The following is a 25860-nucleotide window of genomic DNA, read 5'->3' on the forward strand; positions in this document are numbered from 1 at the left end:
ACTCTTATGAAAAAACTAGTATACCTATATATAGTGCTGATGGCTTGCATATCCTGTGATGATTATCTGGATATCAAACCCGTGGGACAGGTTATTCCAAGTTCGGTAGAAGATTATAGAAGCTTTTTGACTTCAGCTTACAGTATAACCAATCTGGGTAACGTTTTAACTACCTACCGAAGTGATGAATTACAGCTTGATACTGACAGCCCTGGAATAGAACAATATGCGGACATATATATCTGGAATGATGATAATCCCAGTCCATTGACTAGGAGTTTCCCATACTCCAGTTTTTATAGCATCATTTTTTATTGCAATCACATTATCGAAAACAGGAACGAGATAACAGGCGATTCGGGTGCCATTGATGAGCTTGTGGGAGAAGCCTATGCCCTTAGGGCGATGCAATATTTTAATCTGGTAAATCTGTATGCTAAGCCTTATGATACAGCAACAGCTGGTCAGAATCCTGCAGTCCCCATCGTAACTAAATATGAAACTGACGTAGAGTACCCGGTAAGTTCGTTACAGGAAGTCTATGATTTGATTCTGGATGATTTGAACCGGGCAGAAGATTTGATTAATGTGGATAAGCAGGAAGTGGGCTTAAATTATCGATTTTCAACTGAAGCGGTTAAGGCATTTCAGGCACGTGTTTATCTCTATCAAAATGAATGGCAAAAAGCGATTGATCACGCTAATGCGGCGTTGAACATACATTCCGAATTGCAGGATTTAAATGCTGATGCCTCCCGTATGCCTTCCGAATACAACTCGGTAGAATCTATTTTGGCACTTGAAACAGTAGCATCTTTTGACACCGCGAACAACACAAGTATTTCAGATGACCTAACCGGAATCTACGACCAATCTGCCGATCTGCGTTTTGACCTGTATTTCCGCCCGATTTCAGGAGGAAGATTCCGCAGTAAAAAAAATGCAGATACCAAATATAAAGTGAGCTATCGCACTTCAGAACTCTATTTGATCAAAGCGGAAGCGTTTGTCAGGCTCGGTCAAACTGAAGCTGCAACATCGTCGTTGCTGGAATTGGCCAAACACAGGTATACGCCTGAAGGATTCGCTACCTACCAGCAGCATATCGAAACATTGAATGAGGAAGAATTGCTTTCGGCAATTCTTGAAGAACGCAGGAGGGAATTTGCCATGGAGGGACATCGCTGGTTCGATTTAAGGCGTACCACACAGCCTAAAATTACCAAAACTTACGATGGACAACGCTATACTTTAGAAAAAAATGATGAGCGGTATAGTATTCCCATTCCCAATGATGCTATAATCAACAACCCAAATCTCTAAAAAGCACTAAAAATTAAACCGGGCCTTGCGTTGTTATCTTGCGCAATGTCTGAGAACAAAAAAGATAACATAACATTATAATTAATTCTTTATGAAAAGAACGTATTCTTTTATTCTTAGCCTTTTTGTAGTCGCAATGACTACAATTTCATGCTCCAATGATGATGATACAATCCCACAATCGTCACTTGCAGAAATCACTAACTTTACACTTGACTTTACCGGTTTAGAAGCCGATGCTGTAGCTTATGACCTTGGAACAGCTATTTCTGTAAGTGTACCTTACGGAACTTCCTTAACTGGCGTAATACCAGCCATTACTATTTCAGAAAATGCTAGCATTTCTCCAGCTTCAGGAGACGCAATAAGCTTTGAAGATGGTGTAGCCAAAACCTTTACTGTAACCGCAGAAGACGGAGCAGCAAAGCAATACACGGTAACCGTAAACATACGCCCGGAAGTAGGAAGTGGTTCTAAGATAAAGACTTATTCTAAAACTTTGGATTTGAGTGGTTTTGTTTTAGAGGATACTTGGACTTACGAGTATGATGACGACTCAGGTTTCGTGAATAAACTTTCGGTATCTGAAGCCTTTTTAAATACAGTAACCTATACATTGGTTTATGATGACAAAAATCAGGTGATTGAAAAAACCGCTGAAGGACAACGAACTGTTTACACCTATGAAGACGGTAAAATCATGAAAGCTGAGGAATTTGAAGACCAAGAATTAAAATACACCTTCGAGTATACCTATAATGAGAATGATTTAATGGTAAGAGAAGAAAGAACTAATCATCAAGGAGATGAGCCTGTTTTAGATGATCTACAAACATACCTATATGATGCTAATGGTAATGTCATAAAATATAATAATGGTACAGCGCAAATCAATCCTGTAGAAGCTACCTACGATACTAAAAACAATCCTTTTAAAAGTATTTATCCAAAAGCCTACGCTGCGATTAGTGTTTCAGGAATTGATGGGGTGAATACGAATAATCCAATAACAAGAGATGAGACTGAAGTTTCTTATGCGTATAATTCAGACGATTATCCTTTAGAATCTTCGTATTCGACTCCTGAGGCCGATATAACAAACACCTTCACCTATTACGCAGAATAATTAGCCTTGTGATTTTATATTCTTAGTTAAAGAGGCTGTCTACAAGCTAAGACAGCCTCTTTTTTATTCGGCTGATCTGCACGAATCTTTCAGAAAATCCTTTGACAGCATTTAACCACTATTCTCTACTTCTTTTATCCTGATAATACCATGAAAAACATGCTTTTAATCCTATTTATTATAGGCATTGCCTCATCCTGCAACAGCAATTCTACTGAAGATGATCAAAAAACCTTGACCAAAGAAGAACAGTTCATTCAGTTATATACCCTTGAGGTTGTTCCGTTGTTTGATGAATACCCAGATCTGAATATTCCGGAGGAAATTCAGATTGATAAAAAAGATCTTTCGGTGAATGCAGGAGCTGCTTTTGGGTATGTTGAAGTGAGTAGAGGCCTTGTAGAATTGAACGACAAAGCCATTCAGGTCTTTGTCCTGGCACATGAGCTTGCACATATCGCGACCCTAAAACAAGTAGAGGCATTCAATTTAAAGAGTGAACTATCATCAGGCTCTGAAACTAATGATTACAAAAAGGCAGAATATTTAGCCGATTTAATGGCATTTTACCTTATTTCTAAAAACGAACCAAAAGTATATGATCTGTTAGTTCAAAAATTAGTTTATTTAGAAGACTTACTGGGAAGTGGTGATTTTACGCATCCATCAGGAAGTTCCAGAATTGAATCTTTAATGAAATACATAAAAGAAATGGATAAAACTTCGAAAGAAACTGCCTTTTCTAATAGATTTAGAACGATTTGGAGTATGAATTAATTTTACAAACCTACCAAATCAGTCTAAGGTATTAGTCATTTAAATTATATCAATTCTTCTATCCGAAATTGTTACGAGCAAATTATTAGAATACTAATTTTAGTAGTGTTAGCTCTTATCTGAATACTCATTTTAAAACATTATTAGTCCTTATTCCCACAATAGAAGTAGTGTACTGCTTAATTTTTAAACCCGAATGTCCCGCGATTAGAACATTCGGGTATTTATATAAAAAAGACTCCGAATTCTTACCTGTTTTTGTACTTCTTAGGGCTGAATAGAATTTGCTGAAGTCGCATAAAGACCAATCATCGCCCCTGTAAAACCACCGGCAACATTTGTGGATAATATATCCCCAGAGACACTGTCGCCAAGTTTTGTAAAAGCAGTATCATCTGTGGAGAAGCTAAAGGTGTACACGTCATTGTCTGCCTCCACTTTTAGCGAGATATTTTCAGAAAGACTGATTGGTTTACTGGCAAGTACTTCAGAATTGCCTTTTTCAGTACGCTGAAGAACTATATAATACGCTTTATCTTTTTTGGTTATCCCAAATGCATAATTAAAGCGCTCATTTTGATAACACGTAATTCCGGCAAAATCGTTCTCCGATTTTGGTTTGTAGGCCAAATCGGTTGAGAATGTAAAGGTTTTATGCATCTGCCTGTGAAACAAGGTTGATGTGGGTTTTAACTCTGTAATCTCAGTTTCAAAAGGTTTTATTTCTAAGCCTTTTTTGCCTTGTTTGATAAAAGCTTCTCTGGGGCCTCTGAGACCTATCCACCGGTAGTCTAATTGCTTATTTGAAAAATCTTCTTCAAAAGTAAAATTGCCATTCGGGAAATAGCCCTTCTCCGAAGTTTTATTAGTTACTCCTTCGGGTAATTCTAACTTTGGTTTCATAGGTACCAGACCATTTTCAAAAACAGGATAGGTGCCAGACCAGTCCACCGGAAGAATAAAGGTTTCCCGCCCAGTATTTACGCGATTTTCAGTATTGGGTCGTACTCCTAAAAAAACACCATAATACTTACCGTCGGGGCCTTCAACCAGGTCGGCATGGCCCGCCCAGTCTACCATATTTTCTCTGTTACTGGGAAAATAGCGTTGTGTGAGTATCGGATTGCTTGGGGCAGGTTCAAAAGGCCCTTTGGGACTGTCTCCCATAAAGATAACCTCACTATGCCAGCCTCCGGTACCGCCTTCGGCACACATTAAATAATAGTTACCCGCTTTCTTATACAAATGCGGTGCTTCAATCCAAATTGGTTTTTCAGTAATATCAACACCGCCATCCACAATTATTTTATCTGTTCCTTTAATGACCTGGTCATGCTCAACATCGTATTCCCAAACTTTGATCACCCGATGTCCCTGATACAGTTCTTTCCCTTTATCTGGTGCGTCATTATGCACTACATAAGCTTTACCGTCATCATCAAAGAATAGGGAAGGATCAATCCCTTCAAAATCCAGCTTAATAGGCTCGCCCCAGCCTTGCATAGGATCTTTAGTCTTAACAACAATATTCCCCAGACCTCCTGCAAAGGCTGTGGTAATCATATAGAAGGTGTCATTATTAGGATTATACGTGATCCCGGGAGCATACACTCCCTGGCTAATCCCTGTATCGTGAACATCCAGTTGAGATTCCCGGTCAAGCACATGCCCTATTTGTTTCCAGTTTACCAGATCTTTAGAATGAAAAATGGGTACCCCCGGAAACATGGCAAAGGAGGAGGCTACCAGATAGTAATCTTCTCCTTTACGTGTTATCGCCGGATCTGGATAACAACCCTGCAATATCGGATTGTAGAATTCATTTGATGCTAACGGATTATTCGTATAAACTGCATCGTTACCCGTATAGGTGGCCTTTGAAAATACCGGAGTATTTGACGGAGGATCTGGCTGATCTTTTTTTAAACTAAATCCCGAAAGACTTAAGAAGAATGCCATTGCAGGCACAATAAATAGATTTTGTTTTTTCATTTTATTATTTTTCTTGTTTATGCATTACTACTTTCTTTCTTTGATTAATCTAGCTGCTATCCCACGAGAGAAAACGCTGCTTTTTGTTACTTCAGAGTCTCTACTCCTATTTTTATACATTTTGGAAGGTTATTGAAAAAGCAAGGGTGCAAAATGAAACAAATTGTTGCGCCACACCGGCCAGGTATGCCCTCCCGGATATTCTGAGTAGGTATAGTCTATGCCAATCTCATCATACTTTTGAAGCATCGCTTTACAGTTTTTATAAGCGATATCTTCTTTTCCCCCCATTGCGATCCAGAATTCCTTCAGGTTTGTATTAATTTGTGTTGTGTTTTCACCCATAAACTCATAATGCTTACCCGAAATAGAATCATCATTTGCAAACCAGCCGGAGCTGAATACGCCCAGATAACCAAACCAACCGGTATTTTCAACGCCGGCATATAAGGTTTGTATGCCCCCCATAGAAAGACCGACCAACGCACGATTATTAGCACCTTCTTTGATGCGGTAGTTTTTCTCTATGAATGGAATAAGGCCTTCTTTAAGTTCTCTTGTAAACAGTTCCAGCCCATTTTCAGAAAAGCTCGAAACGGGCATATTACCGTCTGGCATCACCACAACCATAGGTTTTGCTTTTGCATCAGCTATTAAATTGTCGAGAATCACATTAGTTTTGCCTTGCCGTGCCCAACCACTTTCATCCTCTCCACCCCCATGCATGAGGTACAAAACAGGATATTTTTTATCGCTGTCGTCATATCCGGGAGGCGTATACATATAAAGTTGCCTCCATGTATTAAGAACCGGGGAAAAGTATTGTTTGATACGCAGGTCTCCATGCGGTACTTCTTTTAATTGGTAATACTCATCACCATCAAACGGAACCTCTATCCCACTGGCCATTCTACCCATTCCATAAAAAGTATCGCTTGAGGGGTCTGCAACGGCAACTCCATCAATAAGCAATGAATAGTAATGAAATCCTTCTGTAAGAGAATCGGTACGCACTTCCCAAACGCCCTCAGTATTTTTATTCATCTCGTATTTTTTGGCTAAATCAAGCTGTACGCGCTTTACATCTGGAGCTTTAAACCTAAAAATTGCACTTCCATCAGGCATCAACTGCGGATATTTTGAATTGCCGCTGTTTGTAGGAGCCGGTGTACCCAGCAAACTGTATTTATTAAAAAGGGAAGCATCTACTGGCTTAAAAATGAGCTTAGCAAACATGTAAAGTCCGTTTTTCCAGACTTTAAAGTTGTGATCTCCGGGCTCTATATAGTACACGTGCGGAACATCATTTTTAGCCAGATACTCGTGAGTTCGCTCGCTAAAACGCAATAAGCGGTCTGCATCGCCGCATGATATCCAGAGTAAATTGAGTTTTTCCCGGGCTAATTGAGGATCCGGAACCAGAACTTCAGGAGCTTTAGTATTAGGAGCCGAAGAAAAACCTCCTACATAGGAAAAAGTATCCAGATTGCCGAGACCAAAATTAAGCGACTGCCCGCCCCCCATTGACAAGCCTGCAAGAGCACGGCTCTGCCTGTCTTTTTTAACCGGATAATTCTTCTCGATAAAGGGTATCAGATCATTCAGCAAATCCTGTTCAAAAGTGGCAAAAGCCTCGACCTTATCAGAAGCCATTATGTTACCCACCGCGCGATCGTCTTGCATCGCTCTTCCGTTTGGCATTACTACAAGCATGGGTTCTGCCTCGTTGTTGGAATATAAATTATCAAGAATCACTTCGGGATGGCCTCCTTTTAGCCACTCCAGATGATCGCCGCCTATGCCGTGTAACAGATAGAGCACCGGGTATTTTTCACCTTTAGAATATCCCGGCGGGGTATAAACCAGAGCCTTTCGGTTTGTTCCCACTGTATTTGATGCATATTGAATGGTATCCATTTTTCCGTGGGGAATATTCTCCTGTTCCACATCAAAGCCTTTTGGTGCTTCCCTAACCAGTTTCGGATAGCCTAACAGGTCAAGCATTTGTTGCCCATAGCGTCTGCCAAGCTTTCTATAGCCTGCTGCCGAAAAATGCAAATGGTCTTCAATAGCCTCACAATCTTCTGAAGAAACCACATAAGAATTAGGAATAACCTCAGGCAACGTTCTTATAATCGGATTCATACTGGCACAGGCTCCGCCCTGTTCCTCACTAACCAGCTCACCGGCAATAAGCGGAACCTTTTTTGGATCTAATTTCAGATCTTTGATCAGATTGTCATACACTCCTTTGACTTTTTGAGGCCAAAGGCTGTCGCCCGTATTTGATTCTCCCTGATGTAATAAAATACCCTTTATGACTCCATCCTTTTGAGCCAGTTTTGCCATTTCAACCAGACGGGCATAGGGATTCCCATCGTATTCGGCAACCATATTTTTGAGCCAGTCTGGCGATGTTTCTACATAAGATTCAAAATTGTCTTTATCAAAAAGCTCAATTTTGCATCCCCCAACCGAAACGTTAATTACCCCTACTTTTACCTCTTCGGGTAGATTTTCAAGGAGTTCACGGCGAAAATAGTCTGTAGGTGTTAAACCGGTTTTACAACGGCACAAAGGTGGTTTTGCGGTATACCAATTGCCTTTTTTACGGTCAAGATCAGAACAATCTACCGTTTGCATAACTTTAAACCTATCGTTAACAAGGGTATCACGAGCTTCAAACCGGGCGTGCCCCTCCATATTAGACTGTCCAAACGCCAGATAAATCTGAAAGTTTTCATCCTGTGCAGAAGTCTGGCTAAAAGCCATAAGGAGTATACTAAAGAATAGAATATATTTTGTCATAGGTACGAGTTTGTGTTTGTTTTATTACTTAAAAAGTTTCTGGGCAAACTGATGCAGACACCTTCTCCAGGTGTGCCATTCATGCGCAGTTTCAGGAGATTCGTAAAAGGTATAGCTTATGCCCTGGCGCTCTAACATTTTTTTAAACTCCCCTACCGATTCCGGAAACGGATCGGGTTCTTTGGTCCCCAGACCAAGCCAGAATAAATTAAGCTGCTCATTTAATGCCTTTCCGTCTGAGAAAGCCCCGTTCAAAAAAGTGTTGACGTCAATTAAATCTGTACTCGGGTAATTAGAAGTGCCGCTAAACCCACCGTAATACGAAAAGGTGTCCAGATTATTCATAAGGATGCGCATCGTTTGATTGGCTCCCATAGAAAGGCCGGAAATTGCACGATGCTCGCGGTCTGCAAGGGTTCGGTACTCTTTATCTATAGAAGGTATAACCTCCTTAAGCATTACTTCTTCAAAAACAGAATCCGGTCTGCCTTCCTTTGAGTTTTCAGGAGCGTATGCATAGCCGTTGTCCATCACAACAATCATAGGCTTTGCTTCAGTATCAGCAATCAAATTGTCGAGAATTAAATTCGCGTGCCCCTGTGACGACCAGCCGGTCTCATCTTCATAACTGCCGTGTTGCAGGTAAAGCACCGGATAACGCTCTTCTGAAGTTCTATAACCCGGTGGGAGATATATAAAATTACGCCTCCACTGTTGGGTAATTTGTGAGAAATAGAGATTTTCAACCACAGTGCCGTGTGGTACTTTTCGCAAAGCGAATATCTTATTGTCCGGAGCAGGAATTTCAATCCCACTTCCCCAGCGGCCGGCACCATAATAATACTTCGTTCCCGGATCAGGAACCGAAGCCCCGTCAATATTTAGTTGATAATAATGAAACCCTGCATCCTGAGGCGCAGACTCGCCCGTCCAGACCCCTGCAGAATCTTTGATCATTTCATACTTCTCTCCACCAATATCCAGTTTAACCGAAAGAGCTTCAGGAGCAAGTAGTTGAGCGCGGACACTCCCGCCAGAGCTTACCTTCGGGAAAGCTTTGCCATGTTGATTTACCCTTGAAGGTTTATAATCGTCTTGATCCTGAGCAACACAAAGGGCGGTTGCCAAGAGAAAATAAAGACCTGCTGTTTTTCTAATTCGTTTCATAATTTAATTGAATAACAAAGGTGCAAGCTCCCGCAGGCTTCTCCTCCATGTTAAAAATTCGTGTGCGGTACCTTCTGAAACATAAGAAACTGCATTAACCCCGGCATTTTTTAATTCGCTTACCGCGTTCTTTACACGATCTGGATTTTCTTTGCTTCCAGCGCTTAGAAATACAAGTTTAAGTTCATCGTGCTCCTTCACGTCCTCAGGCGAATACGTACCTCCGCTTAGCAAACCATAGTATGCAAACAAGCTGGGCTTATTCATCGTGATCATTCGTGTTTCCATCCCACCCATAGAAAGACCTGCCATCGCCCGGTTTCCGGGATGAGCCAGTGTACGAAAATTCGAATCTATATACGGGATCAACTCTTCGGTAAGCACCGTTTGAAAATGTTTAATATCAAAATCGCGAATACCGCCCCATTTGATCTCATTGGTCATCCCATACGTGGTAACTATAATAAATGGATCGATTTTACCCTCGGCGATCAGATTATCCATAATCAGGTTAGCTCTGCCCTGATTCATCCAGGCAGTTTCATCCTCACCCCAACCATGCTGTAAATACAATACCGGGTATTCTTTATCGGTGTCTTTTTGATATCCAGGCGGTGTATATACAAAAGCTCTACGAGAAGTTTCTGTGCTGGGCGACGGAAATAAAATTTGCTGCACAGCACCATGCGGCACCTCTTTTAATGCATAAAATTCTTCATCGTGTGCAGGGATCTCAATCCCACTTTCCCAGCGTGTAGAACCATAATAGTTATTCGCTCCGGGATCGTTAAACGTTCCGCCGTCGACAGTCAAGTGGTAATAATGAAAGCCTTCATCCATTGGCCCTGCTGTAGTACCCGTCCAAAAGCCCTCGTTGTTCTTTGTAAGTGTGGTACCCCCGCTCCCACCAAGGCCTAAACTTACAGATACACTATCTGCCGCAGGTGCATTCACCTTAAAACGTACATAACCCTGAGAATTAACCATAGGAAATTGTTTACCGGGTTGATTTAGCTCTGAAGATTGAAAATCTTCTAAAACATCTTCTTGTCCAAATGACCATAAGAAATTTAAACATAAAAAAAATAATACGATAGGCTGTTTCATAATTTTATCTAGTGTAGGTTAATTGTAAAACTTTTTAAATCTGCTTCATCAGAACTATTACCATAAAAGATGATATATTCTCCACTGTCAGCTGTCATTTGCCGTAATTCATCATTATAGAATTCAAAAGATTCAGGCTCAATTTTAAGGTCAATTATTTTTTCCTGCGCTGGCTTAAGCTCAACCCTTTTAAACTGTTTGAGCGTTTTAACGGGACCCTCCGGGTCGTTCTGTTTTCTCAGATATACCTGAAGGATTTCTGTCCCGTTGCGGTCTCCTTCATTAGAAACCGGCACCGTAAATTGCAAAGGCTCTCCCTTTTTCAATGCTCTTACCGGTACCGAAGCCTCTCCTATGGCAAACCGGGTATAGCTTAGCCCAAATCCAAACTTAAACAGCGGTTCTTCTTTCATATACCGGTAAGTGCGACCATCCATAGAATAGTCTTCAAAATCTGCCAGCTGGGTGGTATCCCGGTAAAATGTAATGGGTAATTTCCCTGAAGGATTATAATCGCCAAAAAGCACATCGGCCACGGCCTGTCCACCAGACTCCCCACCATACCAGGATTGCAGGATCGCATCACAGGTTTGTGTCTCTGGTACAAGACCAATTGCAGAACCCGAATTGTTTACAAAAATCACCGTTTTACCGGCATCTTTTAAGGCTTTCATGCAATTACGCTGTACTGCCGGCAGTTCTATATCGGTGCGGTCACCTCCTTTAAAACCCGGGTAATTAACCGGCATCTCCTCTCCTTCAAGCAAGGTTGAAAGTCCACCTACAAATACCACGGTATCCACTCCTTTTAATTTGGCGATCAAATTGGTGAAATCTACCGGAATTTCTTTTCCGAAATTGAACTCGAGATTTGCCTGCCAGTCATTCAGCTGGGCATAATGTATTTCAATCGTGTAGGTTTTTCCTTGCTCTACCTTAAAAGGCAGCGATGCAGGCAGGGTGCGCCAGTTATTCACTTCCTGTAGTGATTTACCGTTCACAAAAAGTTCGAAATGGCCGGTAGCTCCATACTTAAACGCAAGTTCTTCATCACGCGCTGCAGTATATTCAGTTATGTATTTGGCTGAAAAACCTTCGAGCTTTACCCTCGAAGCAAACTCGTGCTGACCTGCGGTGGTCAATTTAAGCGGATTGGTAACGTATTCTTCTGCAATGACCTCACCGCTATAATCGGGCGTATTCCAGTAGGTAGCCTTAAAGCCTTTTTTACCATTAATCCCTATTTTTGAAAAGTAACTTTGTGTTACTTTGTCTTCCACCAAATCGCAGGCCTGATCATAAATGAGCTGCTCTTCCGAAATTTTTGACCTGATGCCGTCTAAAATGGTAATGGTACGCACCGGTGTCCCGTTATAATTTCCCCAAAGCATCGGCTCATCATCTGCATTGGGACCTATGATGCCCACCTTATCTATTGATTTATTTAGCGGAAGTACGTCATTCTTATTCTGAAGCAAAGTCATTGATTTTTGCGCCATCTCCAGGGCCAGCTGCCTGTGCTCTTCATTGTTGATGACTGAAGCCGGAATCTGAGCCCACGGCACGATTTCATCGGGATCCATTTCGCCCAGTTCAAAGCGTCCTTTTAACACCCGCTGAACGCGAATATCAATATCTTCTTCCTGAACCAATCCCCGCTCAACGGCTTCGGGCAGGAGCTTATAATTGTGGTTGTTCCACTGGCATTCTACATCGGTACCGGCTAAAACCCCTTTCGCAGCTGCGTGAACCGCATCTGAAGACACCTTGTGTGACGTAAAAAAGTCCTGAATGGCTCCACAGTCTGATACCACCAAATGCTCAAATCCCCACTGTTCCCTTAGAATTTGCTGTAAAAGCCGATCACTTCCGCAACAAGGCTCGTCATCAAGGCGTTGATACGCGCACATCACCTGTCGCACCTCTGCATCTTGTACCAGTGCTTTAAAGGCCGGTAAATAGGTTTCCCATAAATCCCGGGGTGAAATGCTATTCAAATTGAGTTCATGCCGGCTCCACTCTGGTCCAGAATGCACGGCGTAATGCTTTGCACAGGCCAGTAATTTTCGATATTTGGCTTCTTCCGGTCCCTGCAGACCTTTTACCACCTGCACGCCCATTCGGGAAGTGAGATACGGATCTTCCCCATAGGTTTCCTGCCCACGACCCCATCGCGGATCTCTAAAAATGTTTACGTTTGGCGTCCATACCGAAAGGCTTAAAAAACGTTTATTCTCTTCCCCGTTACGCATAGCCTCGTGGTATTTGGCTCGTGCCTCGTCTGAGGTTGCATCAAATATTTTAAATACCAGCTCATCATCAAAAGACGCTGCCATCCCTACCGGTTCAGGAAACACGGTAACATCATTGGTGTTTGCAAACCCATGTAGAGCCTCACTCCACCAGTTGAATTTCTTTATTCCCAAACGCGGAATCGCTTCAGATACGTCGCACATTAAATTGGCTTTCTCCTCAAGGGTCAACCGGCTTACTAAATCTGCCGCCCGCTCGTTTGGAGAAAGCGCAGGGTTTTGATAGGGATATTCCTGCGCGCTTATACCACTACAGCTTAAAAAAAATATTGAAAGGTAGACTATCGCTTTTTTCATTAGTTTTTGTTCGAGTTTTATTGATTCGTGCGGCCTGTTTTATTCTTTATCTAAAATCCTCACCTCATAAACCGCTCCTGCGGTATTGTAAGGCAATGCCTGAAACTTTACCCGCACCTGCTCTTTGCCTTCGACCATCGTATTGGGGATCTCATAAATGATGTCTTTAAATAAAGATTGCTCCCAACGTTTACTATTATCTTCTGTTATCAATTTTTGATCGTCAATGTAAATATCAAATTTGCGACCGCCCCATTCTGCTCCCCAATAGCGCACCATCAAACTCAAATCTTTTTTTGATGCTGTGGCCAACTCATAACTGAAAAACCCATCCGCAGGCGCCTCCCGAAAAAACTCTTCGTTGCTATTGCCGCTTCTGGATTTTTCTTCCTGCATGTTATGATCGGTCTCGGGTTGTTGTTCCCCTGTGGCAACAGCATCAATGGTACGATTCTCAAGCGCTATTTTACGTTTCTCTATCAAGGCTAAAGAATCGGTATAGCTTTTATAACCTTCTTCGGTAAGGGATAACCAATACGTCATATACCGGGCATCATGGATGTTTGCAAAAGGTTCTAATTCTATGTTTTCTCCGTTTAATTTTTTAGTCTCTAATGTAAAGTGAAGCGGCTTGTCTGCAACAGGTTGCAGCGTGTTAGCAATAGTTGCCAGATCATTGTTGATAAGAATGGGCGCCTGGTCTACAGGAAGTAATTTGCCCGAAGCATATTGTCCCCATCTGCTGTCACCGGCTATAATTGCATTGAGATCTTCGGTTCCTGTTTTTGCGCCCAACAAAATAGGACCGTGCATAAATGCCAAATACTCCGGTACATCAGGCATTTGAACCGTCGTATTTTTCATAGGGAAATTCAATGTTATCACATCTCCTTTCTTCCACTTTCGGTCTATAGAAATATAGGATGAGGCTTCTTTAGCTATAGAAACCGGCTTGTTATTTACGCTGATGCTAAAACCTTTTTCTGTTGTCCAGGAAGGATACCGCAGCATTAGTTTAAATTTTGAAGAACCTTTGGTAATTGTAATTTTGGTTTGTTCTTCTTCCGGAAAGTTTGTTTCCTGTTTTAAGGTGATTCCTTTTTCTTCCCAGTTAAGAATGGAGGAAACAAAGAGGTTTACATACAGTTCATCCCCGCTATGGGTATAAATAAAGTTGTTGTACTTGGCATGGTTTTCCATACCTGTACCCACACAACACCACATCGCCTCGTTAGGTGCAGAATACACGCGGTAATGTCTGGGTCTGGTAGGCGTAAAGTACACGTAACCCCCATGTTCCGGATGTTGGGAAGATCGTATGTGGTTAAACAAGGTGCGCTCGTAATACTCCGCGTATTTAGCCTGCGGATCTATTCTGAATAAATCTTCGGTAAGTTTGAGCATATTATACGAGTTGCATGTCTCTGGCCCGTCTACTACATTTATATAATCGATACTGGATGCTTTACTGGGAAAATGCTCTCTTCTGCTGTTTCCGCCAAAAGCGAGCGTTCGGTTCTCTACTACTGTATTCCAGAAAAAAGTACTGGCATCCTTATACTTTTTTGCGTCTGTCAGTTCAGCAATTCGTGCAAAACCCACGAATTTTGGAATCTGCGTATTGGCGTGCATATTGTTTAAGATGTCTTTTCCTTCTGCCAATGGATCGAGTAAATCTTTATGGGAAAAGCGCTTTGCGGCTTCCAAATATTTTGAGTCCCCGCTTATTTTAAAAGCATCTGCAAAAACTTCGTTCATCCCGCCGTGCTCGTCATCCAGCATTTGTTCCATTTGTGCTGCATCGAGGTTGTTTGTAATCGCTATTCCCCAATCGCAATACTCCAAAAAGAGTTTTCTAGCTTTTTGATTAGCTGTATAAAGCCAGGCATCCCGAAGACCGGCATACATTTTATGCAAATTATACCAGGGTGCCCATGTTTGTTTATAGGATGAAAAATCCCCGGATCTCAATTTTGTCCAAACGGTTTTGCTGTCGGGCATCCCACCCAGATATCCTACGCCCCAATCGGGATTATTTTTAGCATTTGCCTGCTGAATTTCTTCTAATTCAGCAATCATATACTCCATTCTGCTTTTGCACTCGGCGTTACCGGTGGCAGTAGAATTCATAGCCATAGCCGATAAATAGTGCCCGCCCACGTGACCATCCAGTCCTGCCCAGTTGGGATAACCCGGAGATTTTGACTCAAGCCCTGCCTGAATACGATACGGTGCCAAAAGGCGGTCAGCATCATATTCAAGGAGTACTTTAATATTTAAATCACGACCTTCTTTTAACGGGCCATCCAGTAAGATTACCTGATCTAAGTCAAATTCGTTAGGGTATAATTTGCTTTGTGCAAAGCTTGAAATGCTACTTACTAAAAGAAAAAAATAGAGAAATACGTTTAGTTCTTTTTTCATTTCCAATTATTTTATTGATCAAGATTTGGCTCTTAATTAATTTTAAATTCTTCCGTTAATTTTATACGTTTTACCGGCTTCGGTTTTCAAATCGTATTCAAATACCTGTTTCAATTCCGGCATTTTAACTTCAGCTTCTTTTGAGATTAAAGGTTTTTTGATTGCGGGTGTCTGGTAAAACGGATTTGTATTTTCATTTTGAGCTTTCGTGAGTCCATCTCCGGCCAGAGGGTAATAGGAGCGTATTCTGCAAATACCGCCAAGCGCTGATTTAATCTCGATTTTCTCCGGTTTATTTTCGGTCCATTCCACAGCTACTTCAAATCCGCCGCGTGCTTTTAAGCCGGTAATTTTACCTTGTCTCCAGGCATCAGGCAAAGCAGGTAGAATATGTACTGCCCCAGCGTGGCTTTGCATCAGTATTTCAGCAATCCCGGCTGTACAACCAAAATTCCCATCAATCTGAAAGGGAGGATGTGCATCAAAAAGGTTGGGATACGTGCCTCCAACTTCTTTCCCATCAGGCTGAATAGAAGGTTTAAGCTGATCCTGAATGAGCTTATAGGCGTGATTGCCGTCAAGAAGACGTGCCCATAGGTTTACCTTCCACCCCATAGACCATCCCGTCGATTCATCACCACGTGCTACCAATGAGGTCTTTGCGGCCTCAAACAATTGAGGGGTTCGATACGGAGAAATTTGATTGGATGGATATAATCCATATAAATGCGAAACGTGCCGGTGGTTGTCTTTAGGGTTATCCCAGTCATACATCCACTCCTGAAGCTGACCCCATTTACCTATTTGCATAGGCGGCAGGCGCTTAAGGCTTGCTTCAATTTGCTTTAAAACAGGATCTTTCTTTCCCAAAATTTCAGCAGCTTTAAGCGTTCGTGTAAACACATCAAAAACCAACTGATTATCCATTGTTGCTCCGGCAGTAACCGACTCCGGATGGTCGCTATACGGTGCATTTTCCGGAGAAATAGATGGGGAAATAACCAACCAAGCGTGATCGGGTTCTTCAACTAAATGATCTGTCAAAAAACGGGCGGAACCCTTTAGAATAGTATATATTGAATCTAAAAATTGGGTGTCACCACTATAATCGTACTTATCTAAAAGATGTTGTGACAACCAGGCTCCTCCCATAGGCCACATTCCCCAAAATGCACCATCTACCGGGCCGGTAATGCGCCAGATATCTGTATTGTGGTGTGCTACCCAACCCGATGCACCGTACATTTCTTTAGCCGTTTGTTTTCCGGTTTGTGACAACTCGCTGACCATTTGAACTAAAGGCTCATTAAGTTCAGAAAGATTGGTGTTTTCTGACGGCCAGTAATTCATTTCGGTATTGATATTTATGGTATACTTACTGTCCCAGGCCGGTTTGAGGCCCTCGGCCCATATACCTTGCAGGTTTGCCGGTTGTCCTCCGGGGCGGGATGATGAAATCAACAGATACCGCCCAAATTGAAAATATAGGCTTACCAGTCCCAGATCATCGCCGTTTTTAAAATCGGCTACACGCTGATCAGTTGTTTTAGTAGAACTGTTCGCATCGCCCAATTCTAAAGTGACGCGATTGAAATAGTTTTGATAGTCCTTAATGTGCACATCTTTCAAATCGGTATAGCTTTTTTGAGAAGCCAACTCTAAAAAGTCTGCTGCTTTAGCTTCGGCATTTCCACCGATATCATTATAGCTTAAGAAGTTCGTCGCCATTGAAATGTAAAGGGTAACCGCGTCTGCATTTGATACTTGCAGTTTGTTTTCGCTTTGCGAAAGGCTTCCACCTGTGGTTCTTACTTTTACCTGAGCTTCAAATTTCACGGCACCTGCGATACCCTCGTAATCGCTACCCGTTCCTTGTAAATGCAATATGTTATTAGTATCTACAAAAGATATTGCACCTTCAGGCCTGGTCAATGACGCGTCAAAGCTAATTTTTCCGGCCTTGTTTGCTGAAAGTTGAACGACAAGTACCTGATCAGGAAAAGAGGAAAAAACTTCCATTTTATAATTCACGCCGCCACGAGAATACGAAGTTGTTGCAACCGCATTTTCTAAATCAAGAGATCTGGAATAAGCCGTTACCTCACCGGTATTTTTAAATTCAAGGTTGAGATTTCCCAAAGTTTGATAAGGCATTCCGCTCTTACCGCTAAAGAATTTTTGGTTGATCAAATCCTGTGCTTCCGTATAGTTCTCGTTAAAAATGAGTTCACGTGCTTCAGGTAAAACTTCCAAGGCTTGTGGATTATCATTGCGGTAGGGCTGGCCCGCCCAAAGGGTGTTTTCATTCAACTGAATGGTTTCAACATCTGGGTTTCCGTAAATCATCCCTCCTAAACGCCCATTACCTACCGGAAGGGCTTCTACCCAAAGTTTGGCAGGCTCGTCATACTCTAATCTCAAATCTGTATTTTGAGCAGCAGCAGTTGTACCAAATAGAAGCGCGATGCAAAGGCGCAGGCTTTGCGACGAAAGCAATTTTACAATTTTGAATTTTGTGCTGCTTAGATGCATAGTTTGAACTTATGTTTTAGTTTTTTGAAAACATCCAGTAATCAAAAAACATGATATTGGTTTGCGCTTTTCCTTTAAACACAAAAAAGAGATCGTGCACGCCGCTCACCTTTTCGATTTCTGAAGAAACCAAGGCCCAGCGATCATCACCGCCTGTCATTGGAACCCGTATGGAAGTAAGAAGTGGACCTTCTTTACTATCAATACGAACTTCCATCATCACGTCACTGTTATGCGTAGTTCCCACGCGGGCTGCAAATTTACCGGCGCCTTCTTTTCTGAAATCTACATTGCGCACGTGTATGTAGGCATCATTTTTTATCGCCGTTACAAAAACACCCACGGCATCATTAGATTTAGACTTTACTCCTTCAGACCATGCGATGGTTTCCGCTTCTGTTTTCACAAAAGGATTTAATACCTGTAGACTTTTCGTAATTCCCTCGGTCATCTTGAGCGACGGGATTTTTCCGTTATTATCAAATTTGAGCTCTTCAACAGCCACCGAACGGGTAAAACCACTTCCTCCGGGAAGTGCAGCATTGTGGTAAAATAAATAGGTTTTTCCTTTGTAATCAATAACTCCCGGGTGGTTTGTAAATGCGCCGCCTTCGGTAGGCATCACTTTGCCCTGATACGTCCAGGGACCGGTAATACTTTTACTTGTCGAATACCCAATGTGTTCAGGAATGGGACCTGCTGCAAAAATGAGATAGTATATACCGTCTCGCTTATACACCCAGGGACCTTCTTCATAGGTTGTAGGGCGACGCTCATTTGGTTTCCCTTCCCGCTTCCCAAAAGCTTCAATAGTATTAGGTATTTGCTGAATCTCCCCTTCATAAGTAATCATATCCTCATTGAGTTTCACATAGTAGCAAACCGGATTCCCCCAAAACAAATAGGCCTGTCCGTCATCATCGATGAAAACTGCAGGATCAATATCTGCATTGCTGTTTTGTATAAGGGGTTTGCCCAAAGCATCATAAAAAGGCCCGTAAGGATTGGATGCAACTGCGACACCAATACCATTTTTACCATTTCGGTCTGTAATGGGCACGTATAAATAAAATTTGCCGTTACGTTCAATAGCAGCAGGTGCCCAAGCATTGTTATTAGACCATTCAAAATCTTTATAGGATGCCACAGCGCCGTGATCGGTCCAGTTTACCATATCCTCTGTGGTGTACAAGCGCCAATCGTTCATCGTGAACCATGTAGCATGGTCTTCGTCGTGAGAAGTATACAGGTATACCTTTCCGTTATAAACCATAGGTGCAGGATCTGCGGTAAACGAGGTTTGTACGATAGGATTTTGTGCAAATACTGCAGTACATCCAAACAGTATAGCAATTAGAAACTGGTTTTTAATATTTAGATTCATCTGTTTTTAGTTGTTTACTATAACAAAGCCACCTCCGGGCTGCACAGTTATTGATGATTTTCCGTTTTTCGGAATGTTAAGCGCTTTAGTAAAGGTTTGTCCTTTTTGACCGTCATTGATCAAAGTGACTTTTTTTCCTGAAAGGAACGCAAGGTCTAACTGCAGCTTTTTTGCTTCGCTTTCCGCATTAATACCGGCAACATACCAGGTATCTCCCCTACGTCTCGCTACTACCGAAAATTTACCGGGATACCCGTCAATAAAGCGGGTCTCATCCCAGGTAGTGGGTAGTTTCTTAAGAAAATCCAGTTCAAATTGCGGAGCATCGTCTAAGTTGTTTGGTGTTAACGCAAACATTTGTACAGGATTCTGAAAAAGAACACCGGTCGCCAGCTGAAACGCATCAGTGGTCATGCGTTTTTGTCCGTCTTTATTGCCTCTGTTTAAATAGTCGTTGAGCACTACTCCGCCAAACTCCATACTGGCGACCGCATTACGCACAAAGGGATGTATTGAAGCATTATAGGCCTCCTTTTTGCGAACATCCTCCACAAAAACGAGCATTTCTGAAGCAACAACAGCTTCACTCCCTACAAAATTAGGATATATACGCTCCCAGCCTCTGGGAAGTGTGGTTCCGTGAAAAATAACCATCAAGCCATAATCATTTGCATCAGACAGTATATCTTCATACAAACGCATCGTTTCCTGCTTATCCCCTCCAAAAAAGTCAACTTTAAGCCCTTTAACTCCTGCTTTTTTGAGCCATTGCATTTCTTGCTTACGTTCAATAGACGTATTCATTTTGTTTAATGGAGTCTGAAACGCATCATTTACAATCCCGTTTGAGTTGTACCAGAGAAAAACCCCTACCTCTTTAGAAGCTGCATAATCAATAAGTTCTTTCATACGCTCATAACCAATACGCTCATCCCACCAGGCATCTATAAGTATATATTTAAAATGCATCGCTGCAGCAAGGTCTATATACGTCTTCTGATCCTCATAATTCATACTGGCATCCTGCCAGATGATCCAGCTCCAGGTTCCCTTACCATACTCGTAATTTTGAGAGGGTTCATAAAGCGGCTCAACCACATCCCAGGAAATTGTGGTTTCAACAATAGGTTTAAGGTGCTCTCCTACCGTAATGGTACGCCAGGGCGTTATGCCCGGAAGACCTACCTGTGCTTTACTACTCCCAAAACCATTGTTTTGTTCCGGAGAAGGAAAGTCTACATAAAATACCCCCTCCTGATAGTTGCTCAAATGGGATCCCGGGTACAGGCTGCGTACACCCGTTTCGGAAATCAGCACCCAAAAACGTTGCTCTACTTTAAACAAGCCCGGGAAAATATATCCTTCTGAAGCATTTTGCCCGGATACCGGCACATCTGCATTATACGCTGATTCATAACTGGGTGCTGTACGTGCAAAACCGGTCATAGGATGCATCATTCCTGATAAAAACGAAGTTGTATTTTCAGGGAATTTAAAACCTGTTAATTCGTTTTCTATAACTATGGCCCGGGTTTCTCCCCATTTTGGAATCTCATAGCGAAAAGCGATATCGTTATCGCTCACTTGAAATAAAACAGATAGCTGCTTGTTTTCGCTATTACTTACGGTGTATTTTAAAGAATTAGCAGTATAGGTGATCTGAGACTGCTTAATTTTATCCTGTTCATAGCTGTTGCTTATCTTCTCTGAGACTGATGTTACAAAAGACAAGCCTTCGTCAAAATTTCCCTCGTTAGTTCTGATTCCTAACGGGGCATTAGCCATAATTTTTTCCTTGAGGTAGCTTACGGTATAAAAAAGCGTTCCTTCATCGATTGTTAAAGAAACTTCAAGATTACCATCGGGGCTCTTTACCGTCTTGAGATTTTGAGCCTTACTAATAGATGATCCAAGAAACAGAAGGGCTATGAAAAATTTTTTATTCATTATCGCGGAGAATTATTTTAGTTTTTATAAAATATATAAAAACTAAAAGTTTACCTATACGTTGTAACTTCTAAAAGGCTGTCAAAAAAATGTATAAAACACATTAAAAAAAAATAACGATGACTTTAGCTCTCTTGTAATTACTTTTAGAAAGTCTAAGCTCAAAACTCTTGATAAAACAAGTAAGTCTAAGATTCGAATACACTATAATTACAAAACACGAACTCCCCTATCGAAAGTTAATCATAAAGATTTCAAACAAAAATAGTGTTTGAAGTCGGCATCGCTTCCCTGAGCTGGTTACAAAAACTTTATGTCTGGTAACATACAGAAGGTATTAATGATTCTCCGCCCAATTATTATAGCGTATATTTTTAAATTGTAAATCCCATTGCATTTTCAAAAGTATTTAGGATACACAGAGCAGGATATCATTTAACTGTTTTATAAAAAAAAGTGTTCAAACGAGAAGGCAGTTCTCGATCAACGCTTCAATACACTGTTTAATATTTGATTTATATATGATGAGCCCCGAGAAAAGAAATACCGCATTAGTATTCCTATTAGGAATATTGAGCACCTATTTAACCTACGCTCAGAATTCAAATGAAGAGTATAAGTTTATAGAAGTCCAAGACATCCCGGTACGAAGAGCAGTTACGGCATTTGCACAGGATGCAAACGGCTTTTTATGGTTTGGCACCTATGGAGCAGGTCTTTACAAATATGATGGAAACAATTTTTCAATTTATAAGGATACCTGGAAAAAGAAAAATTCACTCAGCAGTTCACTGGTGCATGCCGTATTTGTAGATGCCTCGGGAACCATCTGGGTAGGTACGGAAAAAGGCTTGAACAAATACCGTTTTGAAACGGATGATTTTGAACAAATAGACCTTTTTTCAGGCTCAAACGGCTTTACACTTCCGGTTCATAGTATCGGGAGTCTGGATAAAAATACACTGCTTTTAGGATCACATGGGAATGGGGCTTATACAGTAACTATATCCTCCGGCGCGTTCAGGCAAATTCCTTTTAAATCTGATGTAAATTACGACTGGATTCGTTTTAATAGTATCACCACTTTAAATGCAACGACCTACCTAGGTACTTCTTTAGGCTTATATCACTACGATGCTTCAGAAAATAAAATAGTACGCAGCCGTTTTATTACGAAAGACAGTATTGCTGAGGTTCATACCCACATTCATAAATTATTTCCCGGATTAAATCAAAACTTATGGATAGGCACTTACAATGAGGGATTGGTGCGTTTAAATTTTGAAAACGAATATCCAAAGATCCATAAATTTCCAATATCTGATAAGCGTATTTTATCGATAACTCAGCTTAAGGACGGAAAACTTTTTGTGGGTTCAGAAAATGACGGATTGTTTATTCTGGATGAAAACGGTAATCAGCAGGATAATTATACCAATCAAAAGTTTGGTGACAATCTTATTCAGGCGAATTCATTATGGAGTTTGTTTGTAGATAATGAAGAGCGTATCTGGATAGGTTATTACAGTAATGGCATTAGTTTTTATGATAAAAACTATGATAAATTTAAAGATATTGAGAGTGTTCCTTTTAAAGAGGAATCCTTACAATATGGCTCTGTAACCGGTATTCTCGAAGATGATGACACCAACCTCTGGATCAGTATGGATGGTGGCGGTATTGACATCTATAATCCACGCACCAAGCATTACACCCATTTATTGGATCAAAACAACCCGGTAGCCAAAGGACTTTTAAGCAGCGATATTCAATCTATATTTTTTGATAGTCAAAATAATCTTTGGGCCAGTTCATGGAATACGGGCATTTATTTTTTAAAGGACGGCAGCGATACTTTTATTAATTATACTCAAAAAGACGGTCTGGCTTCAAGGAGTACGATTTGCTTTGCCGAAGATGCTCAAGGCATAATTTATATAGGAACTTTTAATGCAGGCCTGCAAACCTATAATCCTAAAACAGCAACATTTACCCATCTCAACGACAAATCATTTAGAGATGCGGGCATCGCCAATTGTGATGTGCGTAAAATACTTATTGATTCTAACCAAGTTATTTGGGTAGGAACGACTAAAGGACTTTTTACAGTAAGAAAGAAGTCTGGCAAGTATTCTGTTCAATCTCAGAATGAAAAAATGTATGAAAACCGTAAAGCGGAGGAGGTTCAATATTACATTTTATCATTATATGAAGATCCTGAAGGGACGATCTGGATAGGCACAGATGGAGGCGGTCTTTGTAAGTATGATAAAAAAAGTCAGACTTTTGAGTGGCTTCAGGAGCGTATTAAAAAACAAACGGTAGCTTCTATAATTGGAGATTCAGAGGGTAAGATCTGGATTGCCGGGAATGACGGAATTTCAAAATACAATCCTTCAGACAAAAGTGTTACAAACTATACTCAAAATGATGGTCTGTTAGCTAATGATTTCCACAACAATGCCGTGCTGAAAACCCGGGACAATCTGCTTTATTTTGGCAATTATAGCGGGATTAATTATTTTGACCCCAGCGCTTTAAACAGTAATGTCAAGCAGCCCGATTTATACTTTTCGGGACTGAGACTTTTTAACGAAGAAGTGGTTCCAAAAGAAAAAGATTCCCCCCTGAATAAGGCTTTATTTCTAACCGATGCATTAACCTTAACCCATAAACAGTCTGTATTTACCATAGAATATGCTTCTATAGATTACACGCGACCGGCAGATAATAATTACGCTTATATTTTGGAAGGTTTTGATAACAGCTGGAACTACGTAGGAAGTACTAAAAACGCAACCTATACCAACCTCCCTGCAGGGATTTATAATTTTAAGGTAAAAGCTTCTAATAATGACGGGGTCTGGACCGAAGAACCCATTATGCTAAAAATAAGAATCCTTAATCCCTGGTGGAAACAGCTTTGGGCGATAAGCCTCTATATCGCACTTTTAGTGTTTCTTCTATTTTTAAGTTATCGGTTTACACAAAAAAGACTGGAAGAAAAGCGCTTGATCAAATATGAGCGTGACAAAAGGCAACAGGAAGAAGAACTTAATAACAGAAAGCTACAGTTTTTTACTAATATTTCACACGAGTTTAGAACCCCGCTTACGCTAATCAAAAATCCTATTGAAGATCTTATTCATACTACAGACTATAAATTTCCAAAAACGATCGTTGATAAGCACAAAAGTATCTACAGGAATACAGAACGCTTAATCAGGCTCATTAATGAATTGATGGACTTTAGAAAACTACAGTTCAATAAAACCAGCATAAAGGTTGAAAAAATTAATATCACACGTTTTTGCGAGTTAATTGTAGCTCATTTTAAAGAAGAAGCATATCAAAGAAATATTGCTCTCGAGGTTTTTACCGAGGAAACTGAACTTTGTGTTTATGCCGATGCCGGAATGCTTGAAAAAGTCATTTTCAATCTATTATCAAATGCCTTTAAAGCAACACCAGATAATGGGCTCGTATCTGTTTCTATCCTCTCCCCTGCCCAAAAAATCATGTTACCTGAGATCTCAAACGAAGTTGCAGTAGACGCAATCGAAATAAAAGTTGAGGATACCGGATTTGGGATCCCCGAAAGAGAACTGAATAAAATATTTGATCCTTTCTATCAGGTTGAAGGGATGAATAAACAATACTATGGAGGTACAGGTATAGGCCTTGAAGTGGTTAGAAATTTTTTATTGATGAATAAAGGAAAAATTGAAGTGACCAGTACGTTATATAAAGGCACCACCTTTACTATTTACCTGGCATTAGGTAAGGGTCATTTTAAGAAATCTGAATTTTTGAATGAATTTGAAGGTCAGGCCCCACTGGATCAGGCCGTAGACCTCGTGCCCCATCCACAAGCGGCGTCTAAAGCAGCACCAGAAAAAAAGCCTGATGATAAACGGGAAACCTTATTAATCGTTGAAGATAATTTTGAACTCAGAAAATACTTAAAAGATCAACTGAAATCCACCTACCGAATCCTGGAAGCCCTAAATGGGAAACAAGGATTAGAAATGGCCCTAGACACGATGCCAGATCTTATTATAACCGATGTTTTAATGCCTCAGATGGATGGGGTTGAATTTTGTAAACGAATAAAAGCTGATCTTAAAACCAGCCACATTCCTATAATGATGCTTACGGCTAAAGCGCAAACCGATGACTGGTTAGATGGTCTTAATGCAGGAGCTGATGTGTATATCAATAAGCCCTTCGATATTAAAGTTATAAAGTCTCAGCTCAAACGCTTTGTAGACAGCAAACAAATCTTATTCAATAAATATTTTGAAGAGGTCAATAAGTCTAATATTAAATCTCAAACCACTTCAATAGATAAAAACTTTATTGTCAAGGTCATTAAATACATTCACCTTCATATAGACGACACCAAACTTAATGTGGAGAATCTTGCCGAAGAACTCAGTTTGAGCCGCAGCCAGTTGTATCGTAAGATCAAAGCGCTTACAGGACAAACGGCTAATGAATTCATCAGAAAAATACGGCTTCAAAAGGCAAAAGAACTTTTAGAAAACGGGGAAGAATCGGTAAGTGAGGTCGGCTATAAAGTAGGGTTCTCCTCTCCCTCGTATTTTACAAAATGTTTTAAAAATGAATTTGGACAACTTCCCACCGAAATCAGAAATGAATGA

Annotated in this window: 13 protein-coding genes; 4 read left to right on the plus strand and 9 right to left on the minus strand. The window is 40.9% G+C overall.

Annotated features, from left to right (window positions below; all coding sequences use genetic code 11):
* The first annotated feature begins 6 nt into the window (after positions 1–6).
* The 3 genes from BUB91_RS04670 (at position 7) to BUB91_RS04680 (ending at position 3226) form a co-directional block, all read left to right on the plus strand.
* Positions 7–1323 carry a RagB/SusD family nutrient uptake outer membrane protein gene (locus BUB91_RS04670; RefSeq protein WP_083557830.1) on the plus strand — a complete coding sequence of 439 codons (1317 nt, stop codon included), beginning with the start codon at positions 7–9 and terminating at the stop codon, positions 1321–1323.
* Between the two features lie 91 nt (positions 1324–1414).
* On the plus strand, positions 1415–2449 hold the full coding sequence (locus BUB91_RS04675; protein WP_073097589.1) for a hypothetical protein: 1035 nt from the start codon (positions 1415–1417) through the stop codon (positions 2447–2449).
* A gap of 159 nt (positions 2450–2608) precedes the next feature.
* The gene (locus BUB91_RS04680; protein WP_073097591.1) at positions 2609–3226 is read left to right on the plus strand and encodes a M48 family metalloprotease; all 618 of its coding nucleotides are present in this window, start codon (positions 2609–2611) and stop codon (positions 3224–3226) included.
* A 267-nt stretch (positions 3227–3493) separates the two neighbouring features.
* On the opposite strand, the gene BUB91_RS04685 is transcribed toward BUB91_RS04680, so the two are convergent.
* The 9 genes from BUB91_RS04685 to BUB91_RS04725 all read right to left on the minus strand — a co-directional run bounded on the left by BUB91_RS04685 (position 3494) and on the right by BUB91_RS04725 (position 21196).
* Positions 3494–5218 carry a glycoside hydrolase family 43 protein gene (locus BUB91_RS04685; RefSeq protein WP_073097594.1) on the minus strand — a complete coding sequence of 575 codons (1725 nt, stop codon included), beginning with the start codon at positions 5216–5218 and terminating at the stop codon, positions 3494–3496.
* A 129-nt stretch (positions 5219–5347) separates the two neighbouring features.
* Entirely contained in the window at positions 5348–8026 is a 2679-nt protein-coding gene (locus tag BUB91_RS04690; protein WP_073097596.1) for an alpha/beta hydrolase-fold protein, read from the minus strand.
* Positions 8027–8050: 24 nt separating this feature from the next.
* The gene (locus tag BUB91_RS04695; protein WP_073097599.1) at positions 8051–9193 is read right to left on the minus strand and encodes an alpha/beta hydrolase-fold protein; all 1143 of its coding nucleotides are present in this window, start codon (positions 9191–9193) and stop codon (positions 8051–8053) included.
* A gap of 3 nt (positions 9194–9196) precedes the next feature.
* A complete protein-coding gene (locus tag BUB91_RS04700; protein WP_073097602.1) occupies positions 9197–10300 on the minus strand; it encodes an alpha/beta hydrolase in 1104 nt (367 codons plus the stop codon).
* A gap of 8 nt (positions 10301–10308) precedes the next feature.
* The gene (gene xyl3A, locus BUB91_RS04705; protein WP_073097604.1) at positions 10309–12909 is read right to left on the minus strand and encodes a xylan 1,4-beta-xylosidase; all 2601 of its coding nucleotides are present in this window, start codon (positions 12907–12909) and stop codon (positions 10309–10311) included.
* Between the two features lie 39 nt (positions 12910–12948).
* Positions 12949–15333, minus strand: coding sequence for a glycoside hydrolase family 127 protein (locus tag BUB91_RS04710; RefSeq protein ID WP_073097607.1), 2385 nt, complete (start codon positions 15331–15333; stop codon positions 12949–12951).
* Between the two features lie 42 nt (positions 15334–15375).
* Complete coding sequence (locus BUB91_RS04715) at positions 15376–17865, minus strand: glycoside hydrolase family 95 protein (RefSeq protein WP_073097610.1); 2490 nt, start codon at positions 17863–17865, stop codon at positions 15376–15378.
* A 16-nt stretch (positions 17866–17881) separates the two neighbouring features.
* On the minus strand, positions 17882–19249 hold the full coding sequence (locus tag BUB91_RS04720; protein WP_073097612.1) for a glycoside hydrolase family 43 protein: 1368 nt from the start codon (positions 19247–19249) through the stop codon (positions 17882–17884).
* A 6-nt stretch (positions 19250–19255) separates the two neighbouring features.
* Positions 19256–21196 carry a glycoside hydrolase family 97 protein gene (locus BUB91_RS04725; RefSeq protein ID WP_073097614.1) on the minus strand — a complete coding sequence of 647 codons (1941 nt, stop codon included), beginning with the start codon at positions 21194–21196 and terminating at the stop codon, positions 19256–19258.
* Between the two features lie 521 nt (positions 21197–21717).
* On the opposite strand from BUB91_RS04725, the gene BUB91_RS04730 reads away from it, so the two are divergent.
* Positions 21718–25860, plus strand: a complete 4143-nt coding sequence (locus BUB91_RS04730; protein ID WP_083557831.1) for a hybrid sensor histidine kinase/response regulator transcription factor — start codon at positions 21718–21720, stop codon at positions 25858–25860.

This window comes from Leeuwenhoekiella marinoflava DSM 3653 (genome assembly GCF_900129005.1).
In the GTDB taxonomy this organism is placed as follows: Bacteria; Bacteroidota; Bacteroidia; order Flavobacteriales; family Flavobacteriaceae; genus Leeuwenhoekiella; species Leeuwenhoekiella marinoflava.